At 66.0% G+C, this 16,449-nt stretch carries 11 protein-coding genes and 1 tRNA gene; 3 read left to right on the top strand and 9 right to left on the bottom strand.

Annotated features, from left to right (window positions below):
* Positions 1–27: 27 nt before the first annotated feature.
* Together IOC69_RS00170 and IOC69_RS00165 are read left to right on the top strand one after the other, a co-directional pair.
* Complete coding sequence (locus tag IOC69_RS00170; RefSeq protein ID WP_290541502.1) at positions 28–414, top strand: MAPEG family protein; 387 nt, start codon at positions 28–30, stop codon at positions 412–414.
* 179 nt (positions 415–593) lie between these two features.
* A tRNA-Gly gene (locus IOC69_RS00165) sits at positions 594–668 on the top strand.
* 94 nt (positions 669–762) lie between these two features.
* Here the strand turns inward: IOC69_RS00165 and IOC69_RS00160 are convergent.
* The 8 genes from IOC69_RS00160 to dnaA all read right to left on the bottom strand — a co-directional run bounded on the left by IOC69_RS00160 (position 763) and on the right by dnaA (position 15,031).
* Positions 763–2,370, bottom strand: a complete 1,608-nt coding sequence (locus IOC69_RS00160; RefSeq protein WP_290541501.1) for a N,N-dimethylformamidase beta subunit family domain-containing protein — start codon at positions 2,368–2,370, stop codon at positions 763–765.
* The gene (locus tag IOC69_RS00155) at positions 2,367–3,524 is read right to left on the bottom strand and encodes a serine hydrolase (protein ID WP_290541500.1); all 1,158 of its coding nucleotides are present in this window, start codon (positions 3,522–3,524) and stop codon (positions 2,367–2,369) included. The genes IOC69_RS00160 and IOC69_RS00155 overlap by 4 nt, the downstream gene beginning before the upstream one ends.
* A 177-nt stretch (positions 3,525–3,701) precedes the next feature.
* Positions 3,702–5,687: a glycosyl transferase gene (locus IOC69_RS00150; protein WP_290541499.1), complete on the bottom strand. Its 1,986-nt coding sequence runs from the start codon at positions 5,685–5,687 to the stop codon at positions 3,702–3,704.
* Positions 5,688–5,705: 18 nt separating this feature from the next.
* Positions 5,706–8,567 carry a hypothetical protein gene (locus IOC69_RS00145; RefSeq protein ID WP_290541498.1) on the bottom strand — a complete coding sequence of 954 codons (2,862 nt, stop codon included), beginning with the start codon at positions 8,565–8,567 and terminating at the stop codon, positions 5,706–5,708.
* A gap of 219 nt (positions 8,568–8,786) precedes the next feature.
* Positions 8,787–11,219 (bottom strand): DNA topoisomerase (ATP-hydrolyzing) subunit B, encoded by a 2,433-nt coding sequence (gene gyrB, locus IOC69_RS00140; RefSeq protein WP_290541497.1) that lies wholly within the window; start codon positions 11,217–11,219, stop codon positions 8,787–8,789.
* Complete coding sequence (recF, locus tag IOC69_RS00135; protein WP_290541496.1) at positions 11,219–12,379, bottom strand: DNA replication/repair protein RecF; 1,161 nt, start codon at positions 12,377–12,379, stop codon at positions 11,219–11,221. Before recF ends, gyrB begins: the two co-directional genes overlap by 1 nt.
* Positions 12,380–12,388: 9 nt before the next feature.
* A complete protein-coding gene (dnaN, locus tag IOC69_RS00130) occupies positions 12,389–13,501 on the bottom strand; it encodes a DNA polymerase III subunit beta (RefSeq protein WP_290541495.1) in 1,113 nt (370 codons plus the stop codon).
* A gap of 96 nt (positions 13,502–13,597) precedes the next feature.
* Positions 13,598–15,031, bottom strand: a complete 1,434-nt coding sequence (gene dnaA / locus IOC69_RS00125; protein WP_290541494.1) for a chromosomal replication initiator protein DnaA — start codon at positions 15,029–15,031, stop codon at positions 13,598–13,600.
* Positions 15,032–15,526: 495 nt separating this feature from the next.
* On the opposite strand from dnaA, the gene IOC69_RS00120 reads away from it, so the two are divergent.
* Positions 15,527–15,853: a hypothetical protein gene (locus tag IOC69_RS00120; RefSeq protein WP_290541493.1), complete on the top strand. Its 327-nt coding sequence runs from the start codon at positions 15,527–15,529 to the stop codon at positions 15,851–15,853.
* Positions 15,854–16,034: 181 nt separating this feature from the next.
* On the opposite strand, the gene rpsT is transcribed toward IOC69_RS00120, so the two are convergent.
* The gene (gene rpsT / locus IOC69_RS00115) at positions 16,035–16,301 is read right to left on the bottom strand and encodes a 30S ribosomal protein S20 (RefSeq protein ID WP_290541492.1); all 267 of its coding nucleotides are present in this window, start codon (positions 16,299–16,301) and stop codon (positions 16,035–16,037) included.
* Between the last annotated feature and the right edge of the window lie 148 nt (positions 16,302–16,449).

Raw genomic sequence — 16,449 nt, 5'->3', positions numbered from 1 at the left:
CTGGCAACCCGGTCAAGCTGAAATCAAATGAACTCAGTCATCTCCATTTACGCACCCATCTTTGCAATCTTCTATGTGATCCTGTCAGTCACCGTGATCCGGACCCGCAGACAGGAGAAGGTTGGGCTGGGCACGGCGGGCAACAAGGCCGTCGAGCGTGCGATGCGCGTCCACGCGAACTTCTCGGAGTATGTTCCACTTGCGCTTCTCTTGCTCCTGATCCTCGAGCAGTCCGGCGGCAACGAATTTCTTCTTCACGGACTCTTTCTGATGCTTCTTGCCGGGCGGCTCATCCATGCCTGGGGCATCTCACGGCAGCGGGAGAATTTTCGCTTTCGCGTGTCGGGCATGACAATGACCTTTGCGGTCATCATAACGTCATCGATCGCAATTGCATTCCTGCGCTTTGCCTAGAGTATGATCCGCAAAAGTGGAACCGGTTTTGCGATACATTCCATTGATCGGAACATGCTGTAGGATACGAGACCGGGCAAGGCGTTTTGGCGCCCCGGCTTTCCATTCCGCAGCCTTCGCCACGCGCCTCGCACACCCCCTTGCCGCCCCTTCGCCGCTCCACTAATCTCTCAACCGTTGCGGGCGTAGTTCAGTGGTAGAACGGCAGCTTCCCAAGCTGCATGTCGTGGGTTCGATTCCCATCGCCCGCTCCATCCCCCGCAGCCTGGAACGCGCTGTCCGGCAGCCGGCTTAGCGCAAGTTCCGCAAAAGTGGGTTCCACTTTTGCGGATCATGCTCTGGCGCTGCTTAAGCGCGTCCCAGATAGCGGTCGAGCACGTTGCGGGTGACCTGCGCGACGATCGCATCCTTGCGGGTGAGGCCCATGATCCAGTCGCTGGAGCCGGCGTGGAAGACCTCGCCCCGGCCCTTGGGGAAGTTCACGATCATGCCGCAGCCGCGCTTGGTCTGCTCGACCGCCGCCCTGTCCTTGCGGCCGGTGAGGACCGAGGCGACATATTCGCCGTCCTCGGCGCCAAGGAAGCTCCGGCCCGGCAGGATGGTTGACCCCTCCTCGATGGTGGAGGCGATGCCCAGCGCGAGAATCTCGATGCCTTGCGGCGCGAGCGACGGGTCGGCCACATATGGCAGTCCGCCGCGGATCTCATAGGGAAGGCCATCCACCTCATATCCGAAAATGCGCGACGCGCCGCCCAGTATATCGCCATAATAGAGGCCGGTTTTGGCGAAGGCCCAGTGCTCCGGCCGGTAGACAGGAAAGCCCTTGGCGCCGCGCGGGGAGCAGCCCGACCAGCTGGCATAAAGCCCGTGCGTGGCGTTGAGGCCGAAGCTGGCGGAACCGGGGCGGCCGATCCCGGGCGCTTCCCAGGATTCGGTCACGCGCTCACGCGGGCCCTCCCGCATGAATGGGTCTTCGTCCCGCGCAATGTATTTGTAGCAGGTCTGGGTGCGGCCTTCGTCCGAGAGCCGGATCTGCCACATGAAATTGCCGGCGAAGCGGGCGATGCGGCCGCCCCCCTCAACGTAAGCATCGATGGCATCGCGCATCTCCCAGGACCAGTATTCGTCATGGCCGACGAGGGCGATGCAGGCATAGCCCTCGATCAGGTCCGGGCGGTAGTGCAGGTCGGTCTGGCTGATGATGTCAAGCGCATAGCCCTCGGCCCCGGCCCAGGTGACGAAGTGGCGCTCGAAGCTGGCCCAGCCGGAGGACATGTATTTCTTGGAATAGCCATTGGCATAGGCCCATTCCATATGCGGGTAGCGCGGCTCCGAGTTGATCGGCGGATCCTCCAGCAGCACGGCGCGCGGCGCATCGGGCGGCAAGGAGACAAAGCCCCTGGCCAGCGGGCGCAGCGTGCTGAGCACGGGCGAGAAGCGGTCGCCATTGGGGCCGCAACAGCCCTGATAATGATTGGAGCCGCCCCAGTCATTATAGGCGGTCCATGTGGCGGTGGCGGCGATGAGCAGCAGGCGGCCGCGCTTGTCGGCGCCAGGACGCGGGCGGACGATGAAGAGATGCTCGTGCATGTCGCCGCCGCCGCGGCTGCGCAGGATGTAGCCGCCCGACGGCCAGTCCGGCGGCACGGGAATCCCCAGGGAGACGGGCCAGCCGCAGCCGGTGACGGAGCAATCATCCGGCGTGCCGCGCCATTCGCCCTTGAGGCCGCCGCGCGCGAAGACCGTGACCGGTGTCAGCCCATCGCGGATGACCTCGACGTCGTAGCGCGGCGCATTGGTGCAGACGCTGACCTTCACCACCTCGCCCGGCGCATAGGAGAGCCGATCGCAATAGCTCCAGATGCTGGGCCGGGCGGGCGGTGTGCGAAAGGGCCGCTCGGCATAGTTGCCGAGCACCGCCTCGCGCCGCCAGGCCCCGTCGCGCTCCGGGCTCATCTCAGCTCGTCAGCAATGGCCTGGAACATCGCATAAGTGAGATTGTCCAGCGCCCCGTCGGCGGGGATGGGCTGGGAGGACTGCTTCACCGCCACCATGCCGGCATCATAGTCGATGTAGATCCACTGGCCGTGGATGCCGATGGCGCAGAGCACGCGAGACGACGGCTCCGGCACATACCACTTGGAGCGGTAGCGGCCATCGGGGAAGAGGTTCACCATCTCGCCGCGCGACCACTGGGCATGGTCGCCGTTGTGGAGGATGTCGTTGATCCATTCCTCCGGCACGATGCGCTGGCCGTTGAAGCGGCCCTTGAGGCGCATCATCTCGCCGAAACGCGCCATGTCGCCGAGACTGATGCAGAGACCCCCGGCGGCGCGCGGCGCGCCGTGCCGGTCAATGGTGATGAAGGCGTCCCGCGCCATGTGCATGGGCTGCCAGATAAGGCGTGACAGCAGGCTGGCGTAGTTTTCGCCCGCGGCGCGCTCGATGATCCAGCCGAGGAGGTCGGTGTTGGGCGAGACATAGCGGAAGCTTCGGCCATGCGGATGATCGGCCTTGGGCAGGCTGGTGATGAAGGCATTGATGCCATCGGCGCTGGCGATGGCGCCCGGCGGATTCCAGCCCATGGCGGCGCGGTAGCGCGCCACATCGCCCAAAGGATCGAGATAGTCCTCGACAAAGCGGATGCTGACCGACATATCGAGCACATGGCGCAGGGTCGCATCGGCATAGGCCGAGCCTTCGACCTCCGGCACGTAGCGCGACACGGGAGCGTCCGGATCGAGCTTGCCTTCCGTGACGAGGATGCCCGCAAGCGCGGCGGTGATCGACTTGCTGACCGAGAAGACGATGTGGCGGTCCGTTGCCGTCTGGTTGATCAGGCGCTCGGCGGCCACCTCGCCGTCCTTCAGCACCATGAACCCATCGGTGTGGGTTTCCTCCAGCGCCGCCTCGGCGCTGCGGCGGCCGCCGCCCCAGACGATGGCAAGGCGCGCAAGGTCGAGGGGTTTTCCCGGCCGCAGCGTGCCGGGCGGCGGCGCGGTGGGAATGGGAGCGGTGGGGATCAGGCTGTCGACATGGGTGAAGCCCCAGATGCTGTGGGGGTGCTCACGCCAGTTTTCCAGCGTGGCCGCCGGCAGTTCAATCCCCATCTTCTCCCCCATAAATCGACCTTGGCGGACATTAAAGCATTTTCAGGTCAAGTGGACACCTGTTGACCGTCGAAAATGCGACCAAATAAATAAACAGAGCAGGTTTCGATTCCACTGAACCGAAACCTGCTCTGGCGCAACATGGCCGCTTCTTCAGGCCGAAGCGCGGCGGGGCCGTTATGCCGCTGCGCGCCTCAGCGAGGGCGCCCCGACCGCGGCGGGTTTCAGGAGCCGCCCGTCGGCAATGAGCGGCTCATGCACCATCCAGCGGGCAAGTTCGGCGGCATAGAGTTCCGGCGGCACGCTGTCGCCCTGGCGGGACTCGATGAGGCCGAGGCCGATCTCCTCATAGACCGGAAGATTGACGAGGTTCGGCGTCGGCAGGTCGCCCATGCGGAACTCCTCCCACATGCGGTCGTAGAGGGCTTCGAGGCTCTTCACCAGTTGCGGCGTGTCGAACAGCGCGGCGTGTTCGCGGTTGGCGCGCAGCCGGCGGCGCAGGTCCGCCGCAGCCCCCGGCGCCTGGGCGATGGCGATGGCGCGCGAGACGTAGTCCTCGAGGCTGGTGCAGACGAGGTCCGGCATGCCGGCGGATTTCACCAGCCCGGCGCAGACGCGGGCCGCGAAGCCCCGGCCCTCCAGCGTCAGCACGGGCGTTCCCATCCACATTGAGTCGGACGCGGTGGTGTGGGCGCCATAGGGGAAGGTGTCGAGGAAAAGATCGGCCAGCGCATAGCGCGCCAGATGCCGCGGATTGGGGCGCTTTGGCGCGAAGCACAGCCGCTCCGGCGCGATGCCGGTTGCCGCCGCCATGGCGCGCAGCCGCGCATTGGCGTCGGCGGCGGAATCGAGCAGCCACAGCACACTGCCCTCCACCGCGGCGAGGATTTTCATCCAGGCGCCGAAGATCTGCGGCGTGATCTTCTGCGTGCCGTTGAGGCAGCAGAAGACGAAGCCCTGCTCCGGCAGGCCTTCAGCACCGCGCTGCGGCGGTTCCGCCGCGATGGGGCGCTTGCGGTCGTTGGGCTGGTAGCAGGGAAGACGCAGCACCCGCTCGGCAAAGTAAATCTCGCTGCCCTCGGGGACGACATTGGCGTCGGCGATGACATAGTGATGATAGGGCGTGCCCATGCTGCCCGGAAAGCCGAACCAGTTGGCGGCGATGGGCGCGGGACGCCGCGCGAAGACCGCGGTGCGGGCATCGCGCGTGTAGCCGTTGACGTCGACAAGAATGTCGATGCCATCGGCCGCAATCCGCGCCGCCGCCGCATCGTCCGAAACACCCGTGATGTCCGTCCAGTGCTCCACCGCGGCGCGGATGCGGGCGCGTGTGGCATCCTCGCGCGGGATGCCGCAGTAATAGGCATGGATGTCGAAGCGGCCGCGGCTGTGCAGTTCCATCGCCTCGGCGAGGCCGAAGCCCACCGCATGCTCGCGGAGGTCGGAGGACACATAGCCGATCTTGAGCCGGGCCGGCCGCTCGGCGGGGCGGCCCGCGTGATCGTGGACATGCGGCGGCCGGGCGATGGACTGGCGGGCATAGCCGGCATTGCGGGCGAGCTGGAACAGCGGGTCGTCGAACATCACCGCCGCCGACAGCGGCGAGATATTGGCGAAGAGGCGCTTCGCATCGACACCGTCCCAGCCCTGCACCACCGGCCACTTGCATTGCCTCTGGCGGAGCGCGATCCAGTGCTGCACCGCCTGCGGATTTTCGGGCGACAGATCGATGGCCTGGCGGAGCGCATCCTCCGCCGGAGCATCGGCATGGTTGGCTTCGAGAACGCGGCCCAGCTGGTGCAGCGCGATCAGCTTGTGGCGGAGCGTGGGGCCGTTGACGGCGGGCAGACGGTTGACGAAGGCCAGCCACTGCGTGACGGCATCGCCCGTCTGACCCAGATCCTCCAGCGCGCGGCCCAGATTGATGTAGGGCGGGTGGAAGTCCGGGTCGATCCTCAGCGCGGCGCGCAGCGCGTTGATGGCGTCATAGGGGTCGCCGCTGCGCTGGGCCACGACGGCCATGTTGAACAGCGCGGGCGCGATATGCGGGTCATCCGGGTTGAGCGCCACCCACCGCCTGTAGAGTTCCGCGGCCGCCGCCGCGCCCTCCGTGGCTTCGAGGATGTCGGCGTCACGAAACAGCGCGGCGATGGCGGATGACAAGGCTCTCAGGTCTCCCGGTTAGCTGTTGGAGGCGATGATCAGGGCGGTGAGCTGGTCGGAGCTCATCAGCCCGATCTGGGTTGAGGTGAAGGCATTGGCCTGGGTGGTGGACAAGGCGGCGATCTGGCCGGTCGTGATGCCGGCGATGGCCGTGGTGGCGAGCGACGGCAGGCCCGTCGTTTCGTTGAGCGCCGCGAAGTTGGTGGTGCTGAGCGCCGCGACCTGCGCGGAGGTGAGCGCACCGGCCTGGGTGGAGGTGAGGCCCTGGAACACCGCGATGTCGAGGCCGTCGAGCGCCGTGGGCGCGATGGCGCGGAACTGGCCGGCATCGAGCGTGCCGATCTGCGTCGTCGTGAAGTTGTCGAGCGCGGTCGAGGTCAGGCCCGCGATCTGCGCCGTCGAGAGCGAGGACGCCGTGAGCACGCCGATCTGCGTGGAGCTCATGTTGTTCAGCTGGCCCGTGGTGAAGCCGCGCAGCTGGGTGGTGGAGAGAAGCCCGATCTGGGTGTCGGAGAAGTCGGAGATTTCCGTGGTGGTCAGCCCGCCGAGTTGGGTCGCCGTCACCGCGCCGAGCTGCGTGGTGTTCCACGCCTGGATATCGGTGGAGACCAGGGCCGAGAGACCGCCCGCCGTGAGCGCCCCGATCTGGCCGGTGAGCATCGCCTGCACCTGGGTGCTGGAGAGGTTGCCCACCGCCGTGGTGGTGAGCCCCGCCACCTGCTGGGTCGAGAGCGTGGTGACGTCGAGGGCCCGCAGATAGGCCGTGTCGAGGCCGCTCAGCTGCGTGGCGTTGAGGCCGCGGAGCTGGGAGGAGGTGAGGCTGCCGAGCTGGGTGGTGGAGAAATCCTGGAGCTCGGTTGCCGCGATGCCGACGAACTGCTGCGAGGTGAGGGCGCCGAGCTGCGTCGTCGACCAGCCCTGAAGCTCCGTCGAGCTCAGGGCGGAGAGGCCGGTGGCGTTGAGTACCGCGATCTGCGCGGTGGTCAGCGACTGGGCCTGGGTGGTGGACAAGGCATCGAGGGCGGTGGAGGACATGCCGCGCACCTGCGCCGTCGAGAGATCGGCCACGTTCAGGGCGTTGAGCTGGGTGGTGCCGAGCGTGTTGATCTGGGAAGAGGTAAGTCCGCGCACCTGCGTCGAGGTGAGCTGACCCAGCTGCGTATCGGAGAAGCTGGCGATCGCCGTCGTCGTGAGCTGCGACACCTGGCGGGTGGTGATGGCGCCGAGCTGCGTGGTGCTCCAGGCCTGCAGGTCGGTGCTCGCGATGCTGCCCAGTCCCGTGGCGGTCAGCGCCGCGACTTGCGTCACGGTGAAGCCCTGCGCCTGGGTCGAGGTGAGATTGCCGATGGCGGTGGTGGAGAGGCCCGTCACCTGCGCCGCCGAGAGGCTGGTGACGTTCAGCGCATTGAGCTGGGCGGCGCCGAGGTTATTGAGCTGCGTGGACGTCAGGCCGCGGACCTGGGTGGAGGAAAGCTGGCCGATCTGCGTGTCCGAGAAGTCCGCGATGTCGGTTGTGCCGAGGCCCGCGAGCTGCTGCGAGGTGATGGCGCCGAGCTGCGTCGTGGACCAGGCCTGGATATCGGTCGAGGCGAGCGCGCCGAGGCCGCCGGCGCTCAGCGCGGCGATCTGCTGCGTGCCGAGCGCCTGGGCCTGCGTGCTGGACAGCGAGCCGATGGCGGTCGCGTTCATGTTGCGGATCTGCGACACCGAGAGATCGGCGACGTTCAGCGCATTGAGCTGGGTGGCGCCCAGGTTGTTGAGCTGGGTGGAGGTCAGGCCCTTGACCTGCGTGCCGGTCAGCTGGCCCAGCTGCGTGTCGGAGAAATCGGCGAGCGCGGTGGTGGTGAGGCCCGCCAGCTGCTGCGAGGAGACGGCGTTGAGCTGCGTCGTCGACCAGCCCTGGATTTCGGTGGAGGTGAGCGCGTCGAGGCCGGTCACCGAGATGGCGCCGATCTGCGTGGTGGTGAGCGACTGGGCCTGGGTGGTGGAAAGCGCATCGATGGCCGTGGCGTTCATGCCGCGGATCTGCGTCGCCGTCAGGCTGGTGACGTCGATGGCGTTAAGCTGCGTGGTTCCGAGATTGTTGAGCTGCTGCGTGGTGAGGCCGCGCAGCTGGGTGGAATTCAGCAGGCCGATCTGGGTGTCCGAGAAGTCGGCGATGGCGGTGGTGGAAAGCCCGCCCAGCTGCTGGGAGGTGAGCGCGCCGAGCTGGGTGGTCGACCAGCCCTGGATCTCCGTCGAATCGAGGGCCTCGACGCCGGCGGCGGAAAGCACGGCAATCTGCGAGGTGGTGAGCGATTGCGCCTGCGTGGTGGAGAGCGCCGCGACCGCCGTCGAGGTCATGCCGCGCACCTGGGTGGCCGACAGATCGGCGATGTTGAGGGCGTTGAGCTGGGCGGTGGCGAGAAGGTTGATCTGGCTCGTGGTCAGGCCGCGCAGCTGGGTGGAGGTGAGCTGGCCGAGCTGCGTGTCGGTGAATTCGGCGAGCGCCGTGGTGGTGAGACCGGCAAACTGGCGGGAGGTGAGAGCGCCGAGCTGGGTGGTGGACCAGGCCTGCACGTCGGTCGATTCGAGCGCTTCCACGGCATAGGCCTGCAGCAGGCCGATCTGCCCCGTGGTGAGGGCCGCCGCCTGCGTATCCGCCAGATTGGTGATGGTGGCCGCGATGAGCGATTTGATGGCGGTGGTGGAGATCGCCTGCACCTGCGCGGTGCTGAGCGTCGTGAGGTCGGTCGTCTCCATCGCATTGATCTGCGAGGCCGTCAGCGCGCCCACCTGCGTGGTGGAGAGCGCCTGCACGTCGGTCGTCGACAGCGCCCGGATGGCGGTGGTGCTCAGGGTCGCAATCTGCCTGGTGGTAAGCGACGTAACGATCGACATGGATGGGTCCCCGCTGGGCGGCGCGGCGCGCCCCCACTAACCTCACGATCCGACTGGAGACATTGCCGCGGCAACCCTGCGCGAACCTTGCACAGTGTTTTGGTGAACGGAGTTGCGGCGGTATTCGTGGGTGGCGTCATGCCGGCGGGCCGTGATAGCCCGCATTCCGCACAATCTCACATTAATGCAGCAGCTCTAAACAGCGCGTTAAAGGCGGGATCAGACGTCGAGATTCGCCACACTCAGCGCATTTTCGCGGATGAAGTCGCGGCGCGGCTCCACCACGTCGCCCATCAGCTTGGTGAAGATGTCGTCCGCCTCGTCGAGCTCGGAGACCTTAACGCGCAGGAGCGTGCGGACATTCGGATCCAGCGTGGTTTCCCACAGCTGCTCGGGGTTCATTTCGCCAAGACCCTTGTAACGCTGCATGGTGATGCCCTTGCGGCCGAAGGCGAAGACCGCCTCGAGCAGCGAGGTGGGGCCGTGGATGACGGTCTCCCCATCCTTGCGGCGGAGCCTGGCGGGCTTTTCGTAGATTTCCCGCAGATGCGCCGACTTCCGGTCGAGGCGCAACGCGTCCGCCGAGCCGATCAGCTTGCCGTCGAGCATCCATGCCTCCTTCACGCCGCGCACCTCGCGGGTGAAGCTCAGGCCGCCGTCGCCCGTGGGTTCTCCCGCCCAGCCGCGCTCCGTCTCGTCGGCGATCGCGTCGAGGCGGCGCGCGATATCGGCTGCGGCTTCCGCCGCGCGCCCGGCGCTCGACAGCACCTCCGGGCTCAGCACGCCGGCAATCGCCGCCTGCTCGATCAGCGGGCGCGGATACCGCGAGTGCAGCGCATCGAGGGCGGCGCGCACCGAGAGCGCCTCCTCGACGATGGCGCGCAGGTCCCGGCCCGCCCGCTCCGTGCCGCCGGCCAGCACCAGCGCCGTATTCTCGAGGCCGGTGTCGATGAGGTAATCCTCCAGCGCCTTCGAGTCCTTGAGATATTGCTCGGAGGATCCGCGCTTCACCTTGTAGAGCGGCGGCTGGGCGATAAAGAGATGCCCGCGCTCGATCACCTCCGGCATCTGCCGGTAGAAGAAGGTCAGGAGCAGCGTGCGGATATGGGCGCCGTCGACGTCGGCGTCCGTCATGATGATGATCTTGTGGTAGCGCAGCTTGTCGGCGTTGAATTCCTCGCGGCCGATGCCGGCACCCAGGGCCGTGATCAGCGTGCCGATTTCAGCCGAGCCCAGCATCTTGTCGAAGCGGGCGCGCTCGACATTGAGGATTTTGCCGCGGAGCGGCAGCACCGCCTGGTTCTCGCGGTGGCGCGCCTGCTTGGCGGAGCCGCCCGCCGAGTCGCCCTCGACGATGAACAGTTCGGACTTGGCGGGATCGCGCTCCTGGCAGTCGGCGAGCTTGCCGGGAAGCGAGGAAATGTCGAGCGCGCCCTTGCGCCGTGTCAATTCGCGCGCCTTGCGGGCAGCCTCGCGCGCGGCCGCGGCCTCGACCACCTTGGAGACGATGGCGCGGGCTTCGGAGGGGTGCTCCTCGAACCAGGCGCCAAGCTGCTCGTTGACCAGATTCTCCACCACCGGGCGGACTTCGGAGGAGACCAGCTTGTCCTTGGTCTGGGAGGAGAACTTGGGGTCCGGCGCCTTGACGGAGAGCACGCAGGTCAGCGCCTCGCGCGCGTCGTCGCCCGTCAGCTGCACCTTCTCCTTCCTGGCGATGCCGCTGTCATTGGCATAATTGTTGACCACGCGCGTCAGCGCGCCGCGGAATCCGGCGAGATGGGTTCCGCCATCGCGCTGCGGAATGTTGTTGGTGAAGCACAGCACATTCTCGTGATAGCTGTCGTTCCACCACAGCGCGCAATCGACCGTGATGCCGTCGCGCTCGCCATGGATCATGATGGGTTCGGCGAGGACAGCCTGCTTGGTGCGGTCGAGATAGCGCACGAAGGCCCCGATGCCGCCCTCGTAGAACAGCTCCACCGCCTTGTCCTCAACGCCGCGCCTGTCGGTCAGCACGATGCGCACACCGGAGTTCAGGAAGGCCAGCTCGCGCAGGCGGTGCTCCAGCGTGCCGAAGTCGAACTCGGTTTTGGTGAAGGTTTCGGAGGACGGCAGGAAGGTCACTTCCGTGCCCCGCCTGTCCGGCGCATCGCCCACCACCTTCAGCGGCGCATCGGGCTCGCCGTGGGTGAAGCTCATGAAATGCTCCTTGCCGTCGCGGAAGACGGTGAGCTTGAGCTTCGCCGACAGCGCGTTGACGACCGAGACGCCGACGCCGTGCAGGCCGCCCGACACCTTGTAGGAATTCTGGTCGAACTTGCCGCCCGCGTGCAGCTGAGTCATGATGACTTCGGCGGCCGAGACGCCCTCGCCCTTGTGGATGTCGGTGGGAATGCCGCGGCCATTGTCGGTGACCGTGCAGGAGCCATCGGCGTTGAGGGTGACGCTGACGCGCGTCGCGTGGCCGGCAAGCGCCTCGTCGATCGCATTATCGACGACCTCGTAGACCATGTGATGGAGGCCAGAGCCATCATCCGTGTCGCCGATATACATGCCGGGGCGCTTGCGCACGGCATCGAGGCCCTTGAGGACCTTGATCGACTCCGCGTCATAGGCGCCATTGCCGTTTCCGGTGTTCTCAACGTCTGACATCAGTTTTCCATCGCCTTCGAGACATGCCCGTCCTCCACATGGAAGATCGCACCCGCCTCACCAATCGCCTCGAACAGCTGGGCATCTGTTCCCGTCATCCAGCTCTGTGACCCGAGGGCCGCCAGAGCCTCCAGCAAACTCTTGCGCCGCACCCGGTCGAGGTGGGCCGCCACCTCGTCGAGCAACAGCACCGGCGGCGCGCCGATGCCGGCCTGCACCGCCCGCGCCTGGGCCAGCACGAGGCCGATCAGCAGCGCCTTCTGCTCGCCCGTGGAGCACCGCGCCGCCGCCATCCGCTTCGGTCCGTGAACCACCTCCAGATCGCTCCGGTGCGGACCTCGGAGCGTGCGCCCCGCCGCCCGGTCGGGGCTGCGCGAATCGCGTAAAATCCTACGATATTCGTCCTCGACTTGCACGGCAGGTTTCGCCGCCACGAGGGCCTCGATCTCGCCCCGGACGGCCACCTCCGCCCATGGGAAGGAGCTGGTGTCCCGGCCTTCCCCTATGTGGGTCTGGAGCGCCTCCAATCCAACCAGCCTGGCGGCCGAGATCGCCACTGCGGCTTCCGCCATCTGGGTCTCGAGGCTTGCCAGCCAGGCCCCGTCCGGCCGGGTCTCTTCCAGCAGCAGGTTGCGCTCCCGCATCACCTTCTCGAACAGGCTGATGCGGGCCCCGTGCTCCGGGTCGAAGGCCGTCACCATGCGGTCGAGGAAGCGCCTGCGGTCGGCGCCGGGGCCGGCAAACAACCGGTCCTGCGCCGGGGTGAGCCAGAGAAGGCGCATATGCTCCCCCAGGGCGCCCAAGCCCTTCTGCGACGCGCCGTCGATCACCACCTGCCGGCCGCCGCCGTCGCCGCCCCCGCCCCCGGCCTGCCCGCTCCAGGCTGTGCCCAGCAAAACGGGCCCGTGCGCCGCCTCGATCTCAGCCGCGATGGCCCAGGAGCCGGAGCCACCCTGTCGGGCCAGTTCGTCAAACGTGACGCCGCGCAGGCCCCGGCCCGGGTTCAGCAGCGAGATGGCTTCGAGGACGTTCGTCTTCCCCGCCCCGTTGGCGCCCACAAGCGCCACAAGCGTGGCCCCTGTCTCGAGGCGCATCGAGCGATAACTGCGGAACTCCGTCAGCGTCAGCCGGCGGATGGCGGGAACCGGGGGCTGGGTCACAAACGAGGCTTACACCCGCATGGGCATCAGCACATAGAGGACCTGCTCGTCGTTGGGGTCGCGCAGGATGGTGGGCGAGCCTGCGTCAGAGAGCTGCAGCTCCAGGCCGTCCGACTTCATCTGACTCGCCACATCGAGCAGATAACGCGAGTTGAAGCCGATATCGAGCGGGTCGGCGTCATAGGAACAGGCCACTTCCTCCTCGGCCGAGCCCGAATCCGGGTTGTTCACCGTCAGCACCACCTTGTTGGCGGCGATTGCCAGCTTCACGGCACGGCCCTTCTCCTGCGAAATGGTCGAGACGCGGTCCACCGCCGCGGCGAAGGCCCTGGTGTCGAGCTCCAGCTTCTTGTCGTTGTTGCGCGGAATGACGCGCTCATAATCCGGGAAGGTGCCGTCGATGAGCTTCGACGTCAGCACCAAGTCGCCCGCCGCGAAGCGGATCTTGGCGGCGGAAAGCGAGACGTCCACCGCGCCATCGATGCCCTCGAACAGCTTCACCACCTCCAGCACGGTCTTCCGCGGCACGATGACGCCCGGCATGCCCCTGGCGCCGTCGGGCCTGGCGATCTGCGCCTGGGCGAGGCGGTGGCCATCGGTCGCCACGGCGCGCAGCAGGCTGTCCGCGGCCACATCGTGGAAATAGATGCCGTTGAGGTAATAGCGCGTCTCCTCCGTCGAGATCGCGAAGCGCGTCTTCTCGATCAGGCCCCTGAGGTCGGCGGCGGATATGGCGAAGGTGTGCGTAAAGTCACCCGCCGCAAGGTCCGGAAAGTCCTCATGCGGCAGCGCCTGCAGCGCAAAGCGCGAACGGCCCGCAAAGATCGAGACGCGCTGGCCGTCACCGGCCTGCTCAAGCTCAAGCTGGGCGCCATCGGGCAGTTTCCTGACGATGTCATAGAGCATGTGCGCCGGCACGGTGGCGGCGCCGGACCTGGCGGTCTCGGCGGGCACGCTTTCGACAATCTCGATATCGAGGTCGGTCGCCGTGAGCTTCAGACGCCCGTCACCAGCCTGGAGAAGCACATTGGACAGGATCGGAATGGTGTTCCGCCGCTCGACGACGCTCTGCACATGGGTGAGCGCCTTGAGAAAAGCTGACCTTTCGATCGTGACACGCATGAGCCGGTGATCCCTCGTCCTGTGGTTTCCGGCCATTTGCCGGGCCGCGAACTTTGGCGCGAAAACCACGCCAATTCAAGGGTTATCGGCGGTTTTTCAGCCCTGTTCGACAAGCCGGATCAGCAGGGCGACCTCGCGGGCGAGCCTGTCATCCGTCTTGATCTGGTCCTCGATCTTGCGCACCGCGTGCAGCACCGTCGAATGGTCACGCCCGCCGAAGCGGCGGCCGATCTCGGGCAGCGACCTGGCTGTCATCTTCTTGGCCAGATACATGCCGATCTGGCGGGGAACCACAACGCTGCGGGCGCGGCGCGGCGAGAGCAGGTCGGTGCGGCCGACGTTGAAATGGCGGCCGACAATCTTCTGGATGTCGTCGATCTTGATGCGCGAGCCATCGGGGCTCGCCTGCATGTCGCGCAGGACGAGCGACGCAAGGTCAAGCGTCACCGCGGCATTGTTGAACTGCTGGTAGGCGGCGATGCGGTTCATCGCGCCCTCAAGCTCGCGGCCGGTGCCGGTCACCCGGTTGGCGATGAACTCCAGCACTTCGCCGGGGATGATGACCGAAGGGTCGCGCTTCTGCATCGTCTCGTAGCGGCTCTGCAGGATGCGGCGGCGGGTTTCGATGTCCGGCATGTCGATGTCGACCACGAGGCCGCCCATCAGCCGCGAGCGCATGCGCTGGTCGATCGAGTCGAGCTGGGCGGGCGGCACGTCGGCGGCCACGATCACCTGGCGGCGGGAGTCCACGAGGCCGTTGAAGGCGTTGCAGAACTCCTGCTGCATGGTCTTGCCCTGCAGGAACTGGAAGTCGTCGATGAGCAGCACGTCGGCCGCCGCGAACTGGTCCTTGAAGGCCAGCGTGTCGCGCTGGCGGAGCGCCATCACGAAATTGATCATGAAGCGCTCGGCGGTGAGGAACATCACGCGGCGGTCGGGCCGCTTCTCCCTCACACGGTGCGCCACGGCAGACAGAAGATGCGTCTTGCCGAGGCCCGACCCCGCATGGACGAACAGCGGGTTGAAGCTGACGGCGGCGCCGGGCGCTGCATCGGCCACGCGGCACATGGCGGCGTGGGCCAGTTGATTGGAGGAGCCGACCACGAAGGTCTCGAAGTTTTGGTTGGGGTCAAGCTGCGGACCGCGATCGGCGGTGGCCACGGCCTGCGCCTGGGCGATTGCCGGAGGCTGCGGCTGCGGCGCTGCGCCGGCCTGCGGCGCTGCTTGCTGCGCATGTTCGTCCGGCAAGGCAGCGCGCTGCGGAACGCCGCCACGCATGCGCACGCGCACATGGATCGTGTCATGGCGGCCAAGCTCGGCCTCGCTGATCTTATGCAGCTTCGAGACATAATGCGTCTCGATCCAAGACTTGAGGAAGCGGGTGGGAACGGAAACGATCAGACGGCCCTGCTCGAACTCCTCAAGCTCCATGCGCGCGAACCATGAAGTGTAAAGATCTTCACCAAGTTCAGCCCGCAGCCTTTGTGCAACACGGTTCCACCTCAACTTCACGTCCGCCACAACAGTCATCTTCTTCCGCACCCCTTCGCGCGCATTCTGCGGCGCGCATGATCATTGCGGCTGGGCCAGGGACCCAGCCGACATTCAACCCCGGCAACGCGCCCCTTTCAGGTCATGACGCTCGGCAGGATAAATTCCGGACTGTTCGAAGTGATCATCATGTGCCCCTGCCGTAGCATTGAGTTGAGTCAGTCGGGCCATTCAGCTTCGTCATGTGCATCAATCCCACACCGCACACAAAAGCCATCCCCCTGGACGAACGACGTCCAGCAACCACCACCACTGACCGATTGGCAGAACCGTTGAGCGCGACAGTCCCTGGTTCTGCGATTGTGTTGCAGGCGACTGGCCGTGCGGCCCGCCCGCGAAACACAACCTACAAAAGCGCCGCTCGCCCAAGCAACCTGATTCGGAAAACGCTCCGTACACGGAAAAGGCTTGACGGGGTCCGGGCCACCGCCGTTTCCGGAAGGCCAAACCTAAGACCCTGAGACTCTTTCATTTTTGCGAAGGCTTACCGTAGGACGCATCCGCCTCGCGGCACAAGCAACCGAACGCGAATATTGCCGCTGCCCGCCCGCGGCGCGGCAGTGGCGCTGCGCCAATCCGGGGATTGTCGCACAAGAGATTGAAATTGCGATGTTTATTCTGCGCGAGACGTTCCGTATCCGGACAAATGTGGCGGCTGTGGAAAAGCCTGGCGCATGTTCCGTTCAGGCGAAATCCCCTGAACGGAAAGAACATGCGCCAGATCAAAAGCTTGAGCATGATCTTATCGCAAAAGCGGTTCCACTTTTGCGGATCATGCTCCAGCGCATGTTCCGTTCATGAGAAATCGCCTGAACGAAAAGAACATGCGCCAGATCAAAAGCTTGAGCATGATCTTATCGCAAAAGCGGTTTCCACTTTTGCGGATCAAGCTCCAAGCGCCGCGCGCACAATGAAAAGCGCCGGTAAAAACCGGTCCGGCGTCCAGAGAAACGGTGTGTTCCCGCGGCGGCAGGATGCGCAATCAGGCCTTGATGGCATTCACGCGGGCGGCAAGGCGCGAAACCTTTCGCGAGGCGGTGTTCTTGTGGAGCACACCCTTCTGGGCCCCGCGCATCAACTCCGGCTGGGCAGCCTGGAGCGCCGCGGCGGCCTCGGCCTGGTTGCCGGACGCAATCGCCTCCTCGACCTTGCGCACATAGGTGCGGATGCGGCTGACGCGGTTCTTGTTCACTTCGGTGCGGCGGGCAGCGGCGCGGGTGGCCTTCTTCGCCGATTTCGTATTGGCCATGTGGCTCTGGTCCTGCTTCAGAAATGCGTTTGATCGGCCCTGCAAAAGCAAGGCCGCCATGCCAACCGGCAGACGGCCCGCCTTCCCGGCCCATCGGGATTGCGGGCTTATAGAGAGGCCGGGCGCGCGCGTCAATGGCTTCGAAAAG

The sequence above is a fragment of the Aestuariivirga sp. genome (genome assembly GCF_020252405.1).
Classification (GTDB): domain Bacteria; phylum Pseudomonadota; class Alphaproteobacteria; order Rhizobiales; family Aestuariivirgaceae; genus Aestuariivirga.
Note: the sequence above shows the minus strand (reverse complement) of the source record. Positions and strands in the feature narration are given on the sequence as shown.

Excerpts from the sequence above, each read along its gene's own strand:
- IOC69_RS00145 (WP_290541498.1), bottom strand. The coding sequence starts at position 8,567 with ATGTCGATCGTTACGTCGCTTACCACCAGGCAGATTGCGACCCTGAGC.
- IOC69_RS00170 (WP_290541502.1), top strand. The coding sequence starts at position 28 with ATGAACTCAGTCATCTCCATTTACGCACCCATCTTTGCAATCTTCTAT.
- gyrB (WP_290541497.1), bottom strand. The coding sequence starts at position 11,219 with ATGTCAGACGTTGAGAACACCGGAAACGGCAATGGCGCCTATGACGCG.
- dnaN (WP_290541495.1), bottom strand. The coding sequence starts at position 13,501 with ATGCGTGTCACGATCGAAAGGTCAGCTTTTCTCAAGGCGCTCACCCAT.
- IOC69_RS00155 (WP_290541500.1), bottom strand. The coding sequence starts at position 3,524 with ATGGGGATTGAACTGCCGGCGGCCACGCTGGAAAACTGGCGTGAGCAC.
- IOC69_RS00160 (WP_290541501.1), bottom strand. The coding sequence starts at position 2,370 with ATGAGCCCGGAGCGCGACGGGGCCTGGCGGCGCGAGGCGGTGCTCGGC.
- dnaA (WP_290541494.1), bottom strand. The coding sequence starts at position 15,031 with ATGACTGTTGTGGCGGACGTGAAGTTGAGGTGGAACCGTGTTGCACAA.
- rpsT (WP_290541492.1), bottom strand. The coding sequence starts at position 16,301 with ATGGCCAATACGAAATCGGCGAAGAAGGCCACCCGCGCCGCTGCCCGC.